The following is a 20,273-nucleotide window of genomic DNA, read 5'->3' on the forward strand; positions in this document are numbered from 1 at the left end:
CACTTTCTATTCATGTTTTTTATCATACTAATTGTCAAAAGAATTGCGTTTTCCCACTAGATAATCATCTTTATGGGCAAACATTTTACTTACAGTACGGGCTTTCTTTGCTGTTAAGATTTCAAAGTCATTTGTAAAACTATCCAGCTTCCCCATTCTAATCGCTCTAGCAAAGGTGACCATCCCATCACTGGAATAGGGAGCAGGAGAGTCTTCCTGAAAAAGACCATCTGTTGTTCGAGGAACTCCTATGGCATCAAATGCTTTATAAACTTCCTCTTCAGAGACGTCTTCGACACAAACATTTAAGCCTGTTTCTTTGTTGCCCCTAGCTACCAATTCCTTTAAGGTCAACGATTCCGGACCATTGATATTGAAAACGGTTTTATGTATGTCTCTTTTGATGAGAGCATGGGCAGCCGCAATAGCACAATCTTTTCGCGATATATAAGACATTTTTCCCTCTCCCTGACAACTAAGCATTCTACCCCCGGATGTGAGATAACTAGTAATCATGGCTTCTGCAAATTGAGAATTCCGCAGGAAGATGTAGTCAATACCTTTGCTGACTATATATTCTTCAGTAAAAGCATGATCCACTTTTTCTATACTGGGGTTTCCAGGATCTGATGTGTTAACTAGGGAGGTATAAACGATTTTATTTACCCCTGCGGCCATTGCTCCATCCACAGCATTCTTATGAGCTGTTTGCCGTTTCTTTCCCACAAAAGGTGCTGAGATAAGAAGGAGAACTTCTCCTCCTGCAAAAGCTTTTTCCAAGCCTTCATAATGATTAAAATTAGCCACTCTTGTCTCATAACCTTGGTTTTTGTATTCTATTAGACCCTTCTCAAGGGGAGCTGTTAGTATCAAATCTTTTTTATCAACTAGTGTATTTATCTCATCAATGACATAGCCACCAAAGTTACCGTCTACGCCACAAACAATGATTTTGCACATTCATAAGCTCCCTATTCCCTGTCTAACAGTTAGATTAGCCTGGTATACAGAGAATATGAAAGGCCTCTATTTCTTATTAATAATGCAAGTTTATCTTATAGTTTAATTTCTATAGTAGTGAATAACCTCTTCCAGGAAAGGTTTGAGATATTCTTTGTCATTACTCTTCAAATATCCTAGACAGAACTCTGAAACAAAGTGAGGGTTCTCTATGTCTAGTATGCAAACATCCTCTTCGGCAGAAATAACCTGTCTGGATAGAAAGGCCACTCCTTGATTTAATTTGACCGACATGACCATCTCTTCCAGATAGTCACAATGCTTAGTAATCTGCGGGTAGATACCTTCTTTTTGAAATCCCATAAGAAAGTCTTTATAGAAGCCTATTCCAATGTTTTCAGAGAAGGCTATAACAGGTTCTCCTTTTAAGTCTTTGATATTCACAGAGCTTAGTTTACTAAACCTATGCTTTTGTGAACAAATAAGACATAGATCCAATGGTTTGAGAGCTTCTATTTGAATTTCTGGAATGTTGACAAGATCATTAGGCATTCCGAAAGTTAGGTCCAGGTTCTTTGCCTCTAATTCTGTGGCTCCTTCTGCAAAAGATACCCTTTTAACATTGAGATAGACTTTATCCTCTTTATCTTTGTATCGCTCTATTATTCTTGGTAAATCATTAGTCTCAATGGAACCTGTAATCCCTATATTCAGAGATCGTTGTCTGCCATTTGCAGAATAGGATCTAACTGTGTTATGGATTTCCTGTTCTAAATCCAGGAGCTTACGGCAAGCATTGAAATAATACTCTCCAGCACTGGTTAATTTAGGTCTGTAGTGGCTGCGCTCAAAGAGCCTCACTTCTAATTCCTCTTCCAGCAATCGTATCTGCTGACTAATAGCTGATTGGGAGAGGTTGAATTTTCTAGCGGCAGCAGTAAAGCTTCCTGTTTCAGCTGTCGCAATAAAAAAATGAATTTTTCGTTCAATCATAAGTCACACCATCATCTTAATACTCTATTAAGATAGTACAAGAATAACTTCCACCCTGCAAATAAGTTTTAATAGGTATCCGGTTAAAATGATAAATGGGACTAAAACTATAAGATATAATAGACCTTTTGGTATAATTGATAGGAGAAGGGCTGGTGCTCCTTTGTTTTGAGGGCAAACATGTTTTATATTCCGTCCTATGATGACTAGATTAAAATTGTTATTAATAGGTCTTTTTATTTTTGTTCCGATACTGTCCGTTGTGGCAAAGGAAGTTACCCTTGATATACCTTATTACGCTCAAGGTAAGGATAGTCCTTGGGCTGATGAGCTTTTGGGAAATAAATCCAAATTAACCATACGTAGTCATGGCTGTGCTTTGACTTGTATTACCATGATTGTGGATCATTATAGCCCAGAGTCCCTTACTCCTGATCTTATGAATGATTGGTTAAAGACAAATAATGGTTATCAAGATGGATGGGAGGGCACAGATTACTTAGGTGAAGTGGTATTAAACTGGCCAGCTTTGGCTTCTTATGGAAAAGGATATGTTTATACCAGACTTGATTGGAAAGCTCAACCAGCAGATATCTTACTTATTAAGTATTATCTAGATCAAAAAGTCCCTGTTATTGGTGAGGTTCTTTATCATGGTGCACCCCATTATATTGTTTTGACAGGTTATGATGAAAAAGGATTTTTAATGAATGATCCGGAATTTCCTGAAGAACATAGAATGGAAGCGGTCTATAATATATCAGATAAGTGGGGTTCAGGACCAAGTCGGAATATCTATGGGATACGAGTTCTCTATCCGACTAAGTCTTAGGACTTTAATGTCCGATATAAACAGGGAGGAGCAGGGGATGATCGCTTGTCAAAACTACCCATCCTTTGTAAGCTGACCCATATGATCAGGATAAAAAGGGAAATAGCCCGTCAATGGCTATATGAAATATTTACATCACTAAACTTAAGTAAAGAAGCGGCTTTATTAAGTTCAGATATATTTATTCGAGCTAGTCTCCGGGGGGCCGGTCACCATGATATGACCTATCTCCCTGATAGAATCAGGCATATTGAAGCAGGAGATATAAATGCTTCAGGGGTGATGACATTACTGGATGAGACTCCTGTATTCAGTAGATATGATGGACAAGGTGCTTTGGGGGAATATTGCTGTTCCTATCTTTTAGATCATAGTATTGCCAAAGCCAGGAAAATGGGATTAGCCCTGGGGACTGTTCGTAATAGCAATCATTTCTTAGCGGGACATCCTTATGGACAGATTGCTGCTGAAGCAGGCTGTATGGCTATTGTATGGTCCAATACAGATCCCTGTATGGGAGACCCGGGCTCTGAGGCTACTGTAATAGGAAATAACCCTTTAGGCTTTGGTGCTCCCGGTGTTCTTCATCCTATGGTGCTTGATCTGTGTATGGCTTATTCTTCTCTGGGTAAATTAGGGGAGCATATGCTGGCTGGAACGGAAATTCCTTCTCATTGGGGGCGTAATAGTCAGGGTGAGCTCACCACCGATCCGGGAGATGTCCTAAATGGAGGGGTCTGTAGTCCTCTAGGGGGACATAAAGGATTTGGTCTGGCTCTCATGAATGAGTTGATGACCTCCGGATTATCCGGAGGAGCTATGGGTCCTCAGGTGAAACCCAAGAGAGGATGGAAAGTTCATAGTCAGACAATCCTTGTTATCTCTTTAAATGAAGTGGGAGCCATGAGTCAGTGGAAAGGACGAATGGAACAGCTTCGCAGTGACATTGACAAGCGTTTGTCCGAACCTGTTCGCTTTCCAGGTGATAATCTGTATGCCCATTCCCTTATTAATGGTGATGATATCTCACTTCCTGTTGAAACCTGGGAAGATATGAAGAAAATATCTCTTCGATTAGGTATTGATATCCCCAATAAATTACCTTCTTTTTCTCAATTATAGTGCTATTATAAAGAGCATGAAAAATCATCTCCATAAAATATTGAGTCTTACACCAGATGATATGGTGTTAGTACATTTGACCAGTTTGGCTCAGGTGTACCTTATGACAGGTGAAGAATACATCAAATACACAGAGGATGAATCCTTCCAGGCTTTTGGAGGAAAGGCAGAAGCCTCACCTGCCCGTCTCGCTGTTAGTGATTCCGGCAACTGGCATTTGGTTATAGAACAAATCGAGTCAGGTTCTGAATTGACAGTACGTGTAGAAATCCAAAAACACCCTAAAGCTCAACCAGAAGAGCGTAAGGTAAAACATAAACAGGAAGAATTACTTCACAATGAACCATTATCAGAAAAGGTTGATATTGAAGAGGGTGTGGGGGGGAATACTTTTATTCTAATTCTCAATAACAGGAGGAGTATCTTTACACGTGTTGAATTGAGAGGATTAGTAAGCGCCGCCTGGAAAGGTAATCTTCCTTCTAAGGGAGGACAGGCTATTTTTGCCTATCTGGAAAAAGAAAGACGTGATGTGTTACAAGATATAGGTATCAAAAGCCCTTATAGTCCAGTACTTCAAGATCTATCAGCTTTGATTAGGAATAAATATATTCCTAAAAAATAATTAGGTCTGTACATGGAATTTAACCCAAAAACTTTGAGGTACAATGAATTTTAGAGCTTCAGGTCTAACCTTCAGACGTATATCTCCTTCTGATTGATAGAGTTCTCCGTCAATATGATATAGAAGACTTCCCTTGCTTTTAAAACTTATTTCCCTCGACTTGAAGTGCTGAATCAAGGGTAATCTCTTCTTGGCCCATTTATGATTAACCCTGTTATACCAACCATTCCACAAATTATATAAGTTGGCTAAGACAGCCCATTGATTGCGAAAATTAAAGAAGTAACTATCCACATAACCATCATTACAAACCACATCCGGACATATGCGGAAGAAGGCTCCGTAATAGGGGCGTGTTCCCACTTCAACCATTCCTGCTTTTGTTTTAAAATCATATTCGTTGAAGGGGAACTCTGCATTTGTTCTCGTCCCTTTATAAGCAAAACGACCGTGTTTAAGTTTGACTTTTATCTTCTCTGTTCGGCGACGGGCTTGTTTGTTGATGATATGTATTGCCTGTAGTATATAAGACAACATACCTGGACGAGTGACATTTTTCTTCCTGAAAAAACTCTTTCTTTTATTACGAGCCGCTAATATGGAGGCATCAATACCAATGCCGAATAGTTGGCCATAGTGTTTACGCTGTCCATTTTTCACTTCCAGAATGTCGACTTTTTGATAATAATCCTTTTCTATACTTTTCAAATAGCACTTTATTTGTTTTACCAAGGAAAGGGGTACTTCATAGGAGTCCTGAATCCCATTACCACTTCCTCCTCGCAGAAAACCTATCCGTTTGGAGGAGATATCTCGGTACTTGCTATTCTTGACCATAGTATTTATAGCCAGGTTTGCTGTTCCATCTCCTCCCCAAACGAGCAGGTAGTGTTCCGATGATCGTAAAAACTCATAAACTAGATGAATGAAATGAGCTTTATTCTGACTCACGTGAATTTGCCCTGCGGGTATTCCTTTCATACGTTTCTTAAGAATCTTGGAATACTGAGGATAACGGCTTGGGTTTATAATAAGATGAAAAGCGGGAGTATCCAATTATATCTCCTTTGTAAAGGTAATAAATCCGTAGCTTGCTGGAGGTATAATAATATTATTTAGCTGTGAAAGGGAACGCCCTTTTAATTCCTCTACCGATTGAGGAAGATTTTTGAGTTCCTCTCCATTAAGGTATATTGTTGGACTAGTCAATTCTGATGAAGTAAATAAAAATATTTGACTGGGCATAGTCTGTTCGGGGTAGTCCTCGATTTTTATAGAATTTTTAGTATCTATATTAATAAAACATAGGCAATACCCCGTCTCCTGTGTTAGAGAATGCAAATATACTCTGAGTTTAGGACTCCCCTGCTTTTGCAGTTGATATACCGTTGTCCCCATCAAATGCTGCCATAATAAGGTGATCCAATAATCAGGTCTTGGTGTAAAATCAGTATAAGATAGAAGTCCATAATCGCCTCCGACTAAAGTCTGTCTTACGACTTGTTCCTGGTCATAGACTGCCGCTGCTCCTAATTGATCAAGCCACCAAAAGCCCGATAGAAAGGTATCGGATAGTCCCGGTTCTCCACCACATTGAGCATGTCCCGTCTCTCCTAGCCAAATTTTTGAATTAGGGGAATATTTCTGTTTTAGTTTGGATATATGCTTTGCTTGTCTAATAAACTCATTCAAGGCTCTTGGCCGAAGCATTGTTCTGGGTCTCGCTCTTCTGATTGCCACAGGAGAGCGAGAGGATTGTTGGGGATAGTAGTGCCAGGTGATAATATCCACGTCTTGCTTCGTCTGTTTAAGAAAGGATTTTAAAAAAGGTAGAACTTCCCCAATAATAGGCCAAACGGCAACGGCTGGTCCTGCACTAGAACCTCGAGATGTTTTATGAAGGGTCTTTGTCAATTTGGACATGTCCTTGGCATAACGTTCTGGTGAAATATATCCTCCAAAACCATGAAAAAAGAGAAAGGCATTAACCTCATTACCTAGTTCCCATACATCCGCCTCATGGGACATATCCTTTGCGTATTGGATCAATTGTCTGGCGTTCTTGCGACCCCATTTCTTTTTCTTTTTACGAGGTCCGCTCCCGGCATTGAGGGTTATCATCATTTTAGCCCCGACTTTATCTGCAAAGGTCGCTATTTCTTTCCATCTTTTTTTTGTGAGAAGGTAGTCATAACCATGGGGTAATTTCTTACCCTTTTTTTTTATGGCATACCACATTTTGTCTGCTTCTGTTCCTCCAATCCTAAGATAGTTTAGTGACAATAACTGGGCTGCCTTGATGAGATCAGGATTGCTTAAGTCAATGGGATCAACTCTTTTAGCTCCTAAGCCTTTTTTGGTTTTTTTAGCCCCTTCCCACCAGTAACCGCCTATGATTTGGGACGCATCAATCGCGACGGATATAAAGGGTTTGGGAATCTGTCTGATGGGAACAATGTTACTAATGCTTACGGAATTCACAGGATCTCCTTTGGGATTTGCATACTGTAGAAGGGAATTGTTTAAATTTGATTAGTATTTTCCTATCCCTTGAGTGGGAGGTGCAATAAGTTAATTGACAATTAACTAAGTCCTCTTAATACTTAGTTTAATGGATATAAGCTTTTTTCTTGCCTTCAATCTATTAAGTTTAGGGCTTATTATTGTTAGTCTGTCGGTCATCCTCTATATTCAGGTCAATTTCCCTCGTAAAACGTATATGCCCTTCATTGGGTTTAACTTACTGGGGTTGTTTGTCATTACTATTGAAGTCTTCATTTTGTATCATATGCAGCATAATAGTTCTTTATCTGTTCTACACCGTTATACCCTCATTCAGGAGTATTTGTTTTGCTTCTACTTTCCCCTTATTCCAAGTTTGATAGGCAATGTCTTTGAACTTCCCCTTTGGGCCAAGAATATAAATCGCTGGGCAGAGATTATAGGACAGGGATTGGTTTTTTTCTTTCTTGCTTTTCTTTTTCTCTTTCCAAAGGAGTTTTTAGCCCTTCCGGAAAATACAGATTTGACAAGTTATGGTGAACTCATTCTATATAGGCATCAAGGTTTGGGGTTGTGGATCAGAGATGCCCTTTTCTTTGTGTATATAATTTATTTATTCACTATCATGATATTCCATTACAAAGGACAATCTTTTAGAAGAAAGAACGAGACCATTCTCTTGTGGGGTCTTATTCTCGGGATTTCTTTTAGTCTCATTGGATTAATGAACAATTATGCCTATTCCCTTGTTTGGCGTAATTTGGCAGAGCATTTCTTTGTTAATTTAGGTCTGTCTGTCTTTAACTTAACGGGGATGCTCTTTTTTCTACATTTCTTTTTTCATAGAGCCCATAATTATGAAGAGAGTAATCTTCAATTAGAGGAACAGAAAGAAACTCTGTACCGATTAGCCTTTAGGGATGATCTTACAGGACTACCTAATAGAAAAAGCTTTATCTATGAACTGGAAGACATATGTCAAAATCCTACAGCTGTCTATGGTGCTTATTTGATTGATATTGATCATTTTCAAGATCTTAATGAGAGCTATGGATATCGTGTCGGAGACTATATGTTACAATCTGTTACCAGAGCCATAAGACGCCTGATTCATGATGTCGGGGGTAAATTGTTCCGCATATCTGGAGATGAATTTGGTTATATCAGTCCCCGTCTTTTGAATAAACAGGAAGCGATGTTCTTCGCTGATGATTTGAAGAGTGTCTTTGATCAATCGTTTCACTATCAGGATAGTAATTTTTTTCTTACCGTCAGTATAGGAGCAGGGGTTTTCCCTGTAAAGGGAAGTGATACTCCTGAGTGGATTATGAAGTGTCTTGGTGTTGCCCTGTTAGAAGCAAAACAAGAGAATGACCGCTATTGCTTTTATAGCTCAGGATTAAAAGAACGTTCCAAGCGTAATGTGGATATGATATCAGCTTTAAGAGAGGGGTTACATAAAGAGGAACTTCTTGTTTATTATCAGCCTATAGTAGATACCTATGGTAAAGTCGTCTTTGCAGAGGCTTTATTAAGGTGGAAACATCCAGAATGGGGCATGGTCTCACCATCTGCTTTTATTCCCTTAGCGGAAACTGCTGGTTTAATTATGCCTTTAAGTGATATGATGATTCAGCAAGTTTTGTCAGATATCCGGCAATTGGATAAGGAAAATCTGCCTATAAAGTTTTGTTTAAATCTGAGTGCCAAACAATTAAAAGCTCCTAATCTATGTCATAGAGTAAAAAATTACTTAGATAGTTATAACATAGGTGTTGATAAGATTAGCTTTGAATTGACTGAAACGGCTCTCATTGAAAACATTGAAGAAAGTCAGCATTTGCTCCATTGCTTTAAGAACGCAGGTTTTGATATCTCTATTGATGACTTTGGTAAAGGTTATTCTTCATTGAATTATCTAAGAATATTACCTATAGAAAAGCTGAAGATTGATAAGTGCTTTGTAGACTCTCTTATGGGAGATCCCAAAGATAAAGCCTTGATATCGTCTATCATTCAATTGGCTAAAACCATGGAACTCAAGGTTGTGGCAGAAGGTGTAGAACGACAGGAGCAATATGAGTTTCTTAAACAGGCCGGTTGTGACTTTTTTCAGGGATATCTTTTTTCAGAAGCCGTCCCTTTTGATGCTTTGTTAAAATTTGTTAGATGATAGACTGAGGTGATAAATTGTATGAAACATTGTCCAGGGGTGGTTTTCTTATTCAAACATCCCAAGGACCTCTTCAAATAGGAATTCCCCCGGAAACCATTAAAGATACTATGATGACAGAGGGAGGCGTTCCAGAAATTTTCGTCCTTCCCAATGTTTTATTTCATTGGAATAAAGGAATTAGCTTAGCAGAGTTAGAATTCCCCCTTTATTTTAATTTTTTTATTCGTGGAAAGAAGACTAGAGTTATCACTGATTCAGATCGTGTAGAGCGTATCTATAAAGTTCTTCAGGAATCCTTATTTGGTCCAAAGGACTTAAGAATAGAAGATAATTATGATCCCGACTTTATGCCCTCCTCCCTCCCGGAACTAGGTAAGGAAATGGCTTTCTTTAAGGGGAATATGTCCTTCGATGATCTTCTGGAATTAGTTATTCTTAAAGATTCTCAAGCTGACTTAGGTAATGGTCTGCTTATTACTAAAACTAGAGACGGACAATTTTTAATCGATGATCAGGGATCAGAAAAGATTAGTGTTCCAGGTGATATTAATTATCAGCCACGATTTAAAATCGGTCAGCCCCTAAAAGAGGCTTTTGAACCTCCTTTATTTGGGATAACCTGTCTTGGTCCCAGCCATGGTTTTGATCCGACAGAAAACACCTCTGGATATATACTCTGGCTTAACCATTCTGGAATTATGATTGATCCTCCTGTGGATTCAACGTTGTGGTTAGAGCAATCCCATGTGAAACCAAAATTAATAGACAGTATTATCCTTACCCATTGCCATGCCGACCACGACGCAGGAACCTTTCAGAAGATTATGGAAGAGGGCAGGGTCACGATCTATACAACTCATACTATTATGGAAAGCTTTCTTAGAAAGTTTGCTGCTGTTACGGGGGAATCAGAAGAGTATCTGGCTCAACTTTTTTCTTTTGAACCGGTGTATATTGATAAACCATTTTATATCAATGGGGGATTATTTAATTTCCGTTTTTCCTTGCACAGCATCCCTACTATAGGTTTCATGTTACGATTTCAGGATAAGAGCTTTGTTTATTCATCAGATCATCAAAATGATCCTGCTATTCATAAAGAAATGCGGGAATTAGGGATAATTGATGATGTTCGATATGAAGAACTCAATACTTTCTTCTGGGATGCTGATGTTATCTATCATGAATCGGGAATTGCTCCCTTGCATACACCCATTTCTTTTTTAAACTCCCTTCCTGAAGATATTCAGAAGAAAGTTACTGTGTATCACATTGCCAAAAAAGATTTTCCTCAAGAGACAAAGCTCTCTTTAGCAAGTTTTGGAATTGATGAAACTCTTTATTTTGATTGTTCTATTCCCAGTTTTGATAAGACCTATCAGGTCATGACTCTATTTGATAATTTGGAATTCCTTCAGGATTTATCCTTTAGAAGGATACGTCAAACTATTGGTTACATGCAGGAAGAGTTCTTCAAAGAAGGGGAGCAGATCATAAAAAAAGGAGATAAAGGTTCCCGTTTTTATCTTATTGCATCAGGTCAAGTTCAAGTTATAGGAGAGAGGGAAGGGGATATCAAGTTTTATGGACCTTTTGATTATTTTGGAGAAGGATCTGCGTTGACAGGGCGTCCCCGTTCTGCTGATGTGTTCGCCTTGAGCAATGTTACCCTTTATTCTCTTAATCATGAACAGTTTTTAAGACTGATAGAGGGAACAGACTTTAATAAAGCTCTTCATCGTTTGGTAGAAATAAGAAATTTTGAATCCTGGGAAGTTTTTCAAAGAGGGGGTTTGTCTAGAAAATTGACCTCCTATCAAATCACCTGGCTGGAATCGATTATGACCTGTGAAGAGCTTCAAGGTTCGGGTGTGTTAATAAAGAGCGGACAACATCCTGATTATCTCTATATCCTAATAGAAGGCAAGGTGTATAAGGATGACTGTTTATTGGATACTGGTTCCATTATTGGATCCTTTGAATTGCTCTATAAGCATCAAGCCTCCTTTTCTGAGTACCGTTATGAAGGCTCGCTAAAGGTCTATCGCATGGAAAGACAGGATATCCTTGATTTTTTACATAAGAATCCTGGTCTTATCATGAAGATGGATAGGGCTCATTAATATTCAATCCCCAGGCGGGCAGGTACACCTTGTTTGTAATAGTGTTTGACCATTTTCATTTCTGTGACAAGGTCTGCTGTCTGAATAAGCTCATTAGGGGCATAACGTCCGGTAATGACGACTTCCAGATTGTCCGGCTTATTACGAAGGGCTTCAAGGACTTGGTCTAGCTCAATAAATTTGTAATAGAGGGCAATATTTAATTCATCCATCAAGAGAAGGTCTACTGGTCTTTTTCCCTCAAGGACTTCCTTTCCTCGGGCCCATAGAGCGGTAGCCGCTTCTTTATCCCTGTCCTTAGGGGTTCTATTGATGAGGAATCCTGTTTTACTTTGATGAACCTTTATTCCCCATTCTTTTAAACCTTTGATTTCTGAATATTCTTTATTCTTAAGGAATTGTATGACTTCAATATTAAACCCTGCTGCTTTCGCTCGAAAGCATAATCCTAAAGCAGCTGTAGTTTTGCCTTTTCCATTTCCTGTGTAGACATGAATATAACCTTTTTTCATGATAGAATAACTCCTTTGATGACTAGTAATAAAAGGATCACAACATAAAAGAACAAAGCAGATCCTTTTAATAAGTTGATCATTCTTTTTATGTGGGACTTATCTGCCTTTCCTGTTCCTATGACAGGCTTGTCTTCCATTCGACCAAAGTAGGGAGTAGGACCACCTAAGGATATATTAAGAATGCCAGAGGCCAAAGACTCTGTATATCCCGAATTGGGACTGTCATGTTTTCCTTTGTCTCTACGATAAACCTCGATGATATGGGAGTAAGATCCTCCTAATAGTAGTCCAACAGGTAATATAATCATAATGGCTATACGGCTGGGGATGATATTTAGCATATCATCTAAACGGGCGGCACAAGTCCCGTAACGATAGTAACCTTCTTTTTTATATCCCCACATGGCATCCAAAGTGTTTACTATGCGAAAGAACCATGCTCCTAAAGGACCAAAAAACAATAGAAACAAGAGAGGAGATAGAACGGAATCTAGAAAATTCTCTGATAAACTTTCTACGGTACTAGTAATGATTTTATCCTCATTCATAGCTTCTGTATCTCTGGATACTAGATAGGATAAGCGTTTTCTGGCTGTAGGAATATCATCCGCTTCAACGGCTTTCTGTACATCTTTGCCATGTTTGATTAGATCGCCCAGGGCAAAAGAGGAGTAGATGAGATAAGCTCTTCCTACTATGGATAGTATGGGCCATCTATTTAATAGATTATCAAGTATCAGAACCGGAAGGAAGCAGGTGAACAATACCATAAATAAACCCAGTAATCCTTGAATAAACGTTCGTTTGGAGAAGCTCTTGTCTATGAAAGAGGCTATTCGTCCCACTAATCTAACGGGGTGAGGCCATGATTGAGGAGCTCCTATGAGGTAATCCGCTATGATCGCGATTAGAAAAGAATAAATCATAGTCCCATGATCTTCTTTATATAATCCATATCAATAGACTCTCTAACCACCTCTGTGAAATGCTTGATCTTAGCTTCCACATTGTAGGAACCCCACTTAGGCATAATATCAATATGATGTTTGTCCAATAATTCTTGTAGAAAGCGATGGCGGAAGTCATCATTATCAAAAATCCCGTGAAGATAGCTTCCCCAATGATTATCACGGGGATTTTGAGCTCCTAACCCTGGTTCTTCAAATAAGTCCCAATCCTCCGGAATCTCAGTAGCCCCATGATGGATTTCATACCCTGCTACTTTGAGGGCATATTCCTTATGTCGAGAATTCATCTGAACCAGATGCTTTTCTCTCATAAGCTGAGTGTGAAGGGGCAGAAGGCCAAGGCCTTCTTCTTCCGTTCCTGGAGCTTCTTCTATTCCCAGATTGTCGCTGATACTAAGGCCCATCATCTGAAAGCCTCCACAGATACCGATAACTAGGCTATTTTTTCTCCGGGCATATTCTTTAATGGCCTGAAAACGTCCATCCTTCTTTAAGTGGCGGAGATCTTCAATAGTCCTTTTGGTTCCTGGAAGAATAATTCCATGTAAGGGCACTTTATCCATATCTTCCACTGTATCTATAGATATAAGATTAACCTCTTCCTGTTGAAAGGGGGCTATATCCGTAAAATTAGACAAATGTCCCAGACGAACTATGCCTAGATTAATAAGTCCTGATCCCTTTGATTGAAAGTGGAGATCATAACTCACACTATCTTCTTCCGGCAGACCATGATTGTGTTGATAGGGAATGATACCTACTACAGGTTTTCCCAATTCTTTTAATACTTGATCATGGGCCTCTGTTAGGAATGAAACGTCCCCTCGAAACTTATTCACCAAAAAACCTTTCACTAGATTCCTTTCCCATTGGGCCATCACGTTCATATGGCCATAAAAGGAAGCATAGACTCCACCCTTGTCAATATCACCGGTTAATAGGACAGGACTTTGGGCATATTTGGCCATGGCCATATTCACCATATCATATTTCTTGAGGTTGATTTCGCCAGGACTCCCCGCTCCTTCCATGATGATCATGTCATAGTCCCTGCTTAAATTCTCATAGCTTTGGGTTATCTGAGACCAGAGGTATTCTCTTTTCTGATAATAAGCTCTAGCTTGTAATTGGTCCCACGGCTTACCACAAACAATGATTTGGGAACCTTGATCAGAAGTCGGTTTCAGAAGGACAGGATTCATACGGGCATCTGCTTCTATTCCTGCGGCCAGAGCTTGTAACGCTTGGGCCCTTCCTATTTCCTCTCCATGGGAAGTGACAAAGGAATTGAGTGACATATTTTGTGCTTTAAATGGAGCCACCGAGTAGCCTAAATCACGGAAGATTCGGCAAAAAGCCATAACCATTAAGCTCTTACCTGCATTCGAAGCTGTTCCCAGTATCATCAGCCTTTTGGGGGTTAGTCTATGTTTTCGCTGTGTAGAAGGATGGGGCTGTTTGACAAATGCATTGATCCTTTCTATTAATCTTGAATTCGAAAAATGGTCCTTGACCGCTATTCGAAAGTCATAATCATCAAGCCCTTTAACATCCTTATAGAGACGTATAAACAATCCTTGGGAGGCAAGGAAGTCATAAAAGTCACTAGGAGAATAATTCTGAGGTAATCTGAAAAGAAGGAAGTTAGCTTCTCCAGGCGCTACCCAAAATCCCCTGCCTTTTAATTCGTTTTTGAGGTAGTTCCTTTCCTTTTCAATCATTTTCTGACTTTCTTTGAGATATTTCTTATGAGTCAATAACTCTCGTCCTACTGCTGCCGCCAGTCGATTCACACTCCATTGGGGAATATTATGTTCAATTGAGGATAATATAGGGGCTGGTCCTTGGAGGTAGCCGAGACGCAAACCGGGTATGGCCCAGGCTTTTGTTAGAGACCTCATAACAAGGTAATCTGTTGTCGGATATTGATCTTTACTTTTATCTGTCAGATCAATAAAAGACTCATCGAGTAATAATGTCACTTCACTTCTGGATTGGCATAAATCAATAAGCGATTTTTCTACCACTAAACCGGAAGGGTTATTAGGATTCCCCAGGATCACCATGCTATCTTTTGGCAGATTCTCTAAGGCTAACTTAAAATCTTCTAAGGAGGGCACAAAGTTGTTTTCCCAGCCACTCTCTAATTCGATTATAGGAATATTAAGCTTGAGGCACGCGTCTCTATAATCTCCATAGGAAGGGCTCAGTAGCAATACCTTACTGGGCTTAAGAGTGAAAAGGGTAAAGAAAAGGATTTCTGTCGCCCCGTTTGCGAAAATAATCTCCTTTGGATCAATAGACCAGCTCTGGCTATAAGCTTCCTTTAAGCTTTCTTGGTGGGGTTCTGGATAATGTTCTATTCTATCCAGTTCGATGTTTATTACGGCCCGTAGCCAATCTGGATAACCAAGAGGATTGATATTGGCGCTATAATCCAGGATGTCCTCTTCGGGAATATCCCATTTCTTTAGGTATTCTGCAATGTGTCCTCCATGTTTCATTGATGCTTCCTTTCCGGGAGGAGATAGGTTTCATTATCCCTTGTGAAGGACACAAAAGTCATTCCAAATACTTTTTCAAGTTGCTTTGAGGAAGCAAGTTTATTCCCTCTGTCATAGAACACAGGATGACCATTTTCCAGTAGCAAAATATTGTCAGAGTAACCTACAGCGGCATTGATGTCATGGAAGATACTTATAATAGTAATATCCTTTTGTTGGATTCTTTTTAGTTGTTGTAATAATGCCCCCTGATGTTTGGCATCAAGATGATTTGTCGGTTCATCAAGTATCAGACAAGAGCTTTCTTGGGCAAGAGCTTTCCCTAGTAATACCAACTGCATTTCCCCTCCACTGAGGGTGTCAATGGTTTGATGTGATAGGGAAGCTATTCCAAGCTCTTCCATTATCTGTATAACAATTTGCTTATCCTGTTCCGTTTCCTGTTTCCATAGACTTTGATGGGCGTAGCGTCCCATCATGATTAATTCGCTTACAGTATAGGGATATGATGTTTCCGGGCGTTGGGGCACATAAGCAATCATTTTTGCCCTTTCTTTATGGGAGTATCGAGACAGCGGTTTGCCTGCCAGTTTGATAGAATGTTTGGATGGCAATAGTCCCATCATTAATTTGATCAGGGTTGTTTTTCCAGAACCATTGGGGCCGATGATGCCTAGAAATTGCCCTGATTCTATAGTTAAATTAAAGTCTTGCAGGATTGTTTTTTTTCCATAGGACCATGACAGTTGGGTGATATCGAATAGGGGTATCATCTTTTTTGTCCCCGGCCTAAAAGGAATAAGAAATAAGGTCCTCCAATCAAAGCAGTAATAATACCGACAGGAAGCTCAGAAGGGGCTAAAATAACACGAGCTAACCCATCTGCCCAAAGAGCCACGAGGGCTCCCCCAAAGAAACTTGATATCAGTAAACCCCGATGGTTAGGGCCTCCTAACGTTCTCATAATGTGAGGGATTATTAGGCCAATGAAGCCTATAATCCCGCTGAGAGCTACTGCACTGGCTGTCAATAAAGAACTAAGGAGTACGATGAGGATCTTTACTTTTTGTACAGAAACACCTGAACTGGCCGCCATATCTTCTCCCTGTGTGAGGAGATTCAAATCTTTTGATAATAACTGCAATCCAGTAACTCCCAGAAAGACAGGTGGTAAAAGAAGACAAACCTTCATCCAGGAAGAAGAAGAAAAGCTTCCAAAAGTCCAGAATAGAATATTTTCCACTAAATCCCTGTTTATGTACATAAAGAAACTAATTAAGGCTGACAGCATAAAGCTAAGAGTCATCCCAGTGAGAAGCAGAGTCGTTGTTCCTCTCCTCGACAAGCCCTGTGCCAGGGACAGGCCAAAGAATGCTGTTAATAGAGCCCCTATGAAAGCAGAACCCTGTAATAGCACTGTAGTCGATAAGCCACAGATAATAACAACTGTCACCCCGAAGGCCGCTCCTGATGATAAGCCCAATACATAAGGATCCGCCATTGGATTACGAAATAATCCTTGAAGCGCTGTCCCTGATACTGCTAATGCCCCTCCTACCAGAAGGGCTAGTACTATGCGGGGAGCTCTGACATTAAGAATAATAATATCCGCAGGGGTAGTGGACTTAGAGACTAGAGGATAATTGAATTGTTCTTTTATTATATGGAAGACTTCTACGGCTTTTATATCAGCCGTTCCTATGGTGAGAGATAATAAGCTGCTAAAGAGAATAAGAATGATTAGTAGAAAAGATATCTGCCAATGGTTAAGTTTAATCATTCAAAGCTTTCAGGATGGATTATGGTTACAAGATCTACAAAAGCTTGAGCTAATCTAGGTCCTTGTCTATCCAGTATATTACTATCAATAGTATAAATCCTTCCCTCTTTTATTGCCCTCAAATCCTTATACCCCTCTGTATTGGACAGTCCTTCTTTTACATTATAGTACTGAGAACAAATAATGATGTCAGGGTCCTGTTCTACAATCTTTTCAAAACTATAAGCCCAGCCATCCAGATCTTGGGCAATATTGATTCCGCCTGCTTCCTGGATCAATTGACCGATAAAGGTATTACCTCCAGCAGTGAAATCCCCTTGTTGTCCATAAGCTACCACATAGTAAACTTTAGGCTTGTAAGAATTGTTAATTCTTCCTGCGGCTTGATCTATGGTTTTCTTCATCTGAGTAATAATCTGTTCTGATTTTTCTTGTTTATGGAGTAGCGTTCCTATTTGACGAATCACCCAGTAGGTTCCTTCAATACTGTCTTCACCTTTAAGGATTAATATAGGGATATTAAGATCTTCCAAGGCTTTCAGTGTATCCTTTTGAAAATGTGTGGAGGCTATTACCAAATCTGGTTGAGCCTGAATGATACTTTCCATACTTGGATTCCTGAGTGATCCCATGGAGGGGATTCTAAGGGCATCTTCCGGATAATCACAATAGTCAGTACGACCTTTTAGTTTATCCTGGCTTCCTAAGGCATATATGATTTCTGTAATGCTGGGAGCTAGAGATACAATTCGATTTATCTCTGTTGGAATATTAACCTGTCGTTCATAGCTATCGGTAAAAACAGTTGTTGTTGCAGGATCCTCTTTTTGACCAGTTGACCAGCTTTGTAATGATATTAATAGGAATAAGAAAAGGGAAATTGTTTTCTGCATTAAGCCTCCTGTCTATACTCCGTAGACAATGCCAAGGTAATAGATTAGGCAGGTATTCTGACTTTCATATTCTCTGGAGAATATTTCTACAGTGGCGGGACCGTGCAGGATTTTGACCTGCTTCCCTTTTAGCTCTGATAAGCACCTAACTTAATCGTATCTTATTGTTAAGCATATCACTTGTCAATCTTTACAGTTTTAGTAAATACCATTTATACTCTTGAATTATGACAACATATATTCTGAAGAACATAGATAGGGAAGGTCCCGGTCTCATCGCTGAGTATCTAAAGGAAAAAGGAAAATCTTTCCAGGTTATTGAGCCTGATGCTCTAGTTGATTTTACCTTACCATCAGATCTGGAAGCTCTTATTATTCTTGGTGGTCCTGCTAGTGCCAATGATCAGACAGAGGATATGGTTCATAAAATCGATATTGCTCGTGAAGCTATGAACCAAAATCTTAAAGTTCTTGGCATTTGTTTGGGCATGCAAATCATGACCAAGGCGAAGGAAGGCAAAGTTGTTCCTCTTGGTAAGACAGAAAGGGCTTTTCGTGATAGTGAGGGCAATTGGAATCCTCTTTATCTCTTGGACCAGGGGCAGGATAATCCCCTCTTCAGTAATATCTCTAATACCATACCAGTCTTTCATCTTCATGGAGAAACTATTGTTCCTAATGAACAGATCCAATGGCTTGGTCAGGGTGCTGATTGTCAGTATCAGGCTTTAAGTTTTGGAGAAAAAGCCTATGGATTTCAATGTCATTTGGAGCTGACTTTGGACATGCTTAAAGCTTGGTTAACAGAGGATCCTGATCTTGTTGATCTTGATCATGATCAGATTATAAAAGATTATCTAAGTGTTGAAGAAGTCTATAGAACTCAATGTTTTTGCTTATTGGATAATTTTTTTAACCATATTTGATAATCTTCCTGTGTTATACCCATTGTGGAAACAAAAAAATCTCCTATCTCTAAGGGATATTGATCAATGAGGGAGAGGGTTTCTATTGCTGGGGTTTTCTGTGTCCAATAACATTCACATAATTGATTTAACAAAGTGTGCAAACCGCGTTTCTCTTCTGTGTATGAATTGAAGTAACCCATATAAGGATCTATGGAATTATACCAATCTTTGATTCTATAGGCCATGTGTCTACTTAGATCGAAGGTAATAATCATAAACTTAAGTAAGTGGACATAATCTAAATGAGGTTATATCATACACCTAGTGTACGCGCGTACATTCAGGAGGTTAGAATGAAAAAGTTACTAATAACCGGAGGCGCAGGATATATTGCTTCCCACACTAACATTGAATTGCTCAGTGAGAGCTATGATCTGGTTATTGTTGACAATCTATGTAATTCAACTACCGAAGCTATCAAACGGGTTCAAGACATTGCCCGTAAAGAAGTTCGTTTTTATGAAGCAGACATTCGGGATGGAAAGGCTTTAGGTGAAGTCTTTGAAAAAGAACCTAACATTGATGGTGTTATTCATTTTGCCGCTTTAAAAGCAGTTGGTGAATCTGTTGAAAAACCACTTAAGTACTATGAAAATAATATTTCAGGCTCTCTTGTCTTATATCAGACAATGAAGAAATATGGAGTCAAGAACATTGTGTTCTCCTCCTCTGCCACTGTATATGGGGATCCCGCATCAGTTCCTGTTGATGAGAGTTTTCCTATTAAAGCAACAAATCCTTATGGACATACAAAAACGATGATGGAGCAAATCCTTATGGATACTGCCCACGCTGAAAACTGGAATGTTGTCATCCTTAGGTATTTTAATCCTGTAGGAGCTCATCCGTCTGGTCGTATAGGAGAAGATCCGGAGTATCCTTTTAATCTTCTTCCTTTTGTTAGTCAGGTAGCTGCTGGTTTAAGGGAAAAGGTTATTGTTTTTGGAGACGATTGGCCCACCATCGACGGCACAGGTGTAAGAGATTATATCCATGTTGTTGATTTAGCAAAGGCTCATGTTAAAGCTATAGAAAAGTTAAGCTCAGATAGGGGTGTCTTTGTCTATAATATTGGGACAGGTAGAGGTTACTCTGTTCTAGAGATGATCAAGGCTTTTTCCAAAGTCTGTGGTCATGAGGTTCCCTATGAAGTTGGCCCCAGAAGAGATGGTGACGTCGCTTCTGTTTATGGCGATCCTACAAAAGCTAACAAAGAGTTAGGCTGGCAAGCGGAATTGGGACTGGAAGAAATGGTTGAATCCGCTTGGAATTGGCAAAGTAAAAATCCTAAAGGATACCGCTCTTAAATTTC

At 39.4% G+C, this 20,273-nt stretch carries 17 protein-coding genes and 1 riboswitch; of the genes, 7 read left to right on the plus strand and 10 right to left on the minus strand.

Annotated elements, in window-relative coordinates:
• Positions 1 to 27: 27 nt before the first annotated feature.
• A complete protein-coding gene (locus K345_RS0117215; protein WP_028975217.1) occupies positions 28 to 960 on the minus strand; it encodes an NAD(P)H-binding protein in 933 nt (310 codons plus the stop codon).
• A gap of 102 nt (positions 961 to 1,062) precedes the next feature.
• Positions 1,063 to 1,953 (minus strand): LysR family transcriptional regulator, encoded by an 891-nt coding sequence (locus K345_RS0117220; RefSeq protein WP_028975218.1) that lies wholly within the window; start codon positions 1,951 to 1,953, stop codon positions 1,063 to 1,065.
• A 199-nt stretch (positions 1,954 to 2,152) separates the two neighbouring features.
• Here K345_RS0117220 and K345_RS0117225 point away from each other — a divergent pair, with 199 nt between their 5' ends.
• The 3 genes from K345_RS0117225 to K345_RS21680 all read left to right on the plus strand — a co-directional run bounded on the left by K345_RS0117225 (position 2,153) and on the right by K345_RS21680 (position 4,532).
• Positions 2,153 to 2,785 (plus strand): C39 family peptidase, encoded by a 633-nt coding sequence (locus tag K345_RS0117225; RefSeq protein ID WP_037573043.1) that lies wholly within the window; start codon positions 2,153 to 2,155, stop codon positions 2,783 to 2,785.
• Positions 2,786 to 2,866: 81 nt separating this feature from the next.
• A complete protein-coding gene (locus K345_RS21675; protein ID WP_156888457.1) occupies positions 2,867 to 3,907 on the plus strand; it encodes an Ldh family oxidoreductase in 1,041 nt (346 codons plus the stop codon).
• Positions 3,908 to 3,923: 16 nt separating this feature from the next.
• A complete protein-coding gene (locus K345_RS21680; RefSeq protein WP_037573045.1) occupies positions 3,924 to 4,532 on the plus strand; it encodes a DUF1883 domain-containing protein in 609 nt (202 codons plus the stop codon).
• On the opposite strand, the gene K345_RS0117240 is transcribed toward K345_RS21680, so the two are convergent.
• Both K345_RS0117240 and K345_RS21685 read right to left on the minus strand, forming a co-directional pair.
• Entirely contained in the window at positions 4,533 to 5,588 is a 1,056-nt protein-coding gene (locus K345_RS0117240; protein WP_028975220.1) for a diacylglycerol/lipid kinase family protein, read from the minus strand. It abuts the gene before it with no gap.
• Positions 5,589 to 7,013: a glycosyl hydrolase family 79 N-terminal domain-containing protein gene (locus tag K345_RS21685; protein ID WP_053228436.1), complete on the minus strand. Its 1,425-nt coding sequence runs from the start codon at positions 7,011 to 7,013 to the stop codon at positions 5,589 to 5,591.
• 130 nt (positions 7,014 to 7,143) lie between these two features.
• Between K345_RS21685 and K345_RS0117250 the strand changes: the two genes are divergently transcribed.
• Positions 7,144 to 9,207, plus strand: coding sequence for a putative bifunctional diguanylate cyclase/phosphodiesterase (locus K345_RS0117250; RefSeq protein ID WP_028975221.1), 2,064 nt, complete (start codon positions 7,144 to 7,146; stop codon positions 9,205 to 9,207).
• Positions 9,208 to 9,224: 17 nt separating this feature from the next.
• A complete protein-coding gene (locus K345_RS0117255) occupies positions 9,225 to 11,333 on the plus strand; it encodes a cAMP/cGMP-dependent 3',5'-cyclic-AMP/GMP phosphodiesterase (RefSeq protein WP_028975222.1) in 2,109 nt (702 codons plus the stop codon).
• On the opposite strand, the gene cobO is transcribed toward K345_RS0117255, so the two are convergent.
• Genes cobO through K345_RS0117285 form a run of 6 tightly spaced genes read right to left on the minus strand, consistent with a single transcriptional unit; the run spans position 11,330 to position 17,993 of the window.
• On the minus strand, positions 11,330 to 11,845 hold the full coding sequence (cobO, locus tag K345_RS0117260) for a cob(I)yrinic acid a,c-diamide adenosyltransferase (protein WP_028975223.1): 516 nt from the start codon (positions 11,843 to 11,845) through the stop codon (positions 11,330 to 11,332). The genes K345_RS0117255 and cobO overlap by 4 nt on opposite strands.
• Positions 11,842 to 12,774, minus strand: a complete 933-nt coding sequence (gene cbiB, locus K345_RS0117265) for an adenosylcobinamide-phosphate synthase CbiB (RefSeq protein WP_028975224.1) — start codon at positions 12,772 to 12,774, stop codon at positions 11,842 to 11,844. The genes cobO and cbiB overlap by 4 nt, the downstream gene beginning before the upstream one ends.
• Positions 12,771 to 15,320: a cobyric acid synthase gene (locus K345_RS0117270; RefSeq protein ID WP_028975225.1), complete on the minus strand. Its 2,550-nt coding sequence runs from the start codon at positions 15,318 to 15,320 to the stop codon at positions 12,771 to 12,773. The genes cbiB and K345_RS0117270 overlap by 4 nt, the downstream gene beginning before the upstream one ends.
• Entirely contained in the window at positions 15,317 to 16,093 is a 777-nt protein-coding gene (locus tag K345_RS21690) for an ABC transporter ATP-binding protein (protein WP_053228437.1), read from the minus strand. Before K345_RS21690 ends, K345_RS0117270 begins: the two co-directional genes overlap by 4 nt.
• Complete coding sequence (locus tag K345_RS0117280) at positions 16,090 to 17,100, minus strand: FecCD family ABC transporter permease (RefSeq protein ID WP_028975226.1); 1,011 nt, start codon at positions 17,098 to 17,100, stop codon at positions 16,090 to 16,092. The genes K345_RS21690 and K345_RS0117280 overlap by 4 nt, the downstream gene beginning before the upstream one ends.
• Positions 17,097 to 17,993, minus strand: a complete 897-nt coding sequence (locus K345_RS0117285) for an ABC transporter substrate-binding protein (RefSeq protein WP_053228438.1) — start codon at positions 17,991 to 17,993, stop codon at positions 17,097 to 17,099. Before K345_RS0117285 ends, K345_RS0117280 begins: the two co-directional genes overlap by 4 nt.
• A gap of 30 nt (positions 17,994 to 18,023) precedes the next feature.
• Positions 18,024 to 18,157: riboswitch (cobalamin riboswitch) on the minus strand.
• A gap of 63 nt (positions 18,158 to 18,220) precedes the next feature.
• Between K345_RS0117285 and K345_RS21695 the strand changes: the two genes are divergently transcribed.
• Positions 18,221 to 18,919: a type 1 glutamine amidotransferase gene (locus K345_RS21695; RefSeq protein WP_053228439.1), complete on the plus strand. Its 699-nt coding sequence runs from the start codon at positions 18,221 to 18,223 to the stop codon at positions 18,917 to 18,919.
• Positions 18,920 to 19,254: 335 nt separating this feature from the next.
• Positions 19,255 to 20,268, plus strand: coding sequence for a UDP-glucose 4-epimerase GalE (galE, locus tag K345_RS0117300; RefSeq protein ID WP_028975229.1), 1,014 nt, complete (start codon positions 19,255 to 19,257; stop codon positions 20,266 to 20,268).
• The last annotated feature ends 5 nt before the right edge of the window (positions 20,269 to 20,273 follow it).

Origin of the sequence: Spirochaeta cellobiosiphila DSM 17781 (genome assembly GCF_000426705.1) — a bacterium.
GTDB lineage: Bacteria > Spirochaetota > Spirochaetia > DSM-17781 > DSM-17781 > Spirochaeta_E > Spirochaeta_E cellobiosiphila.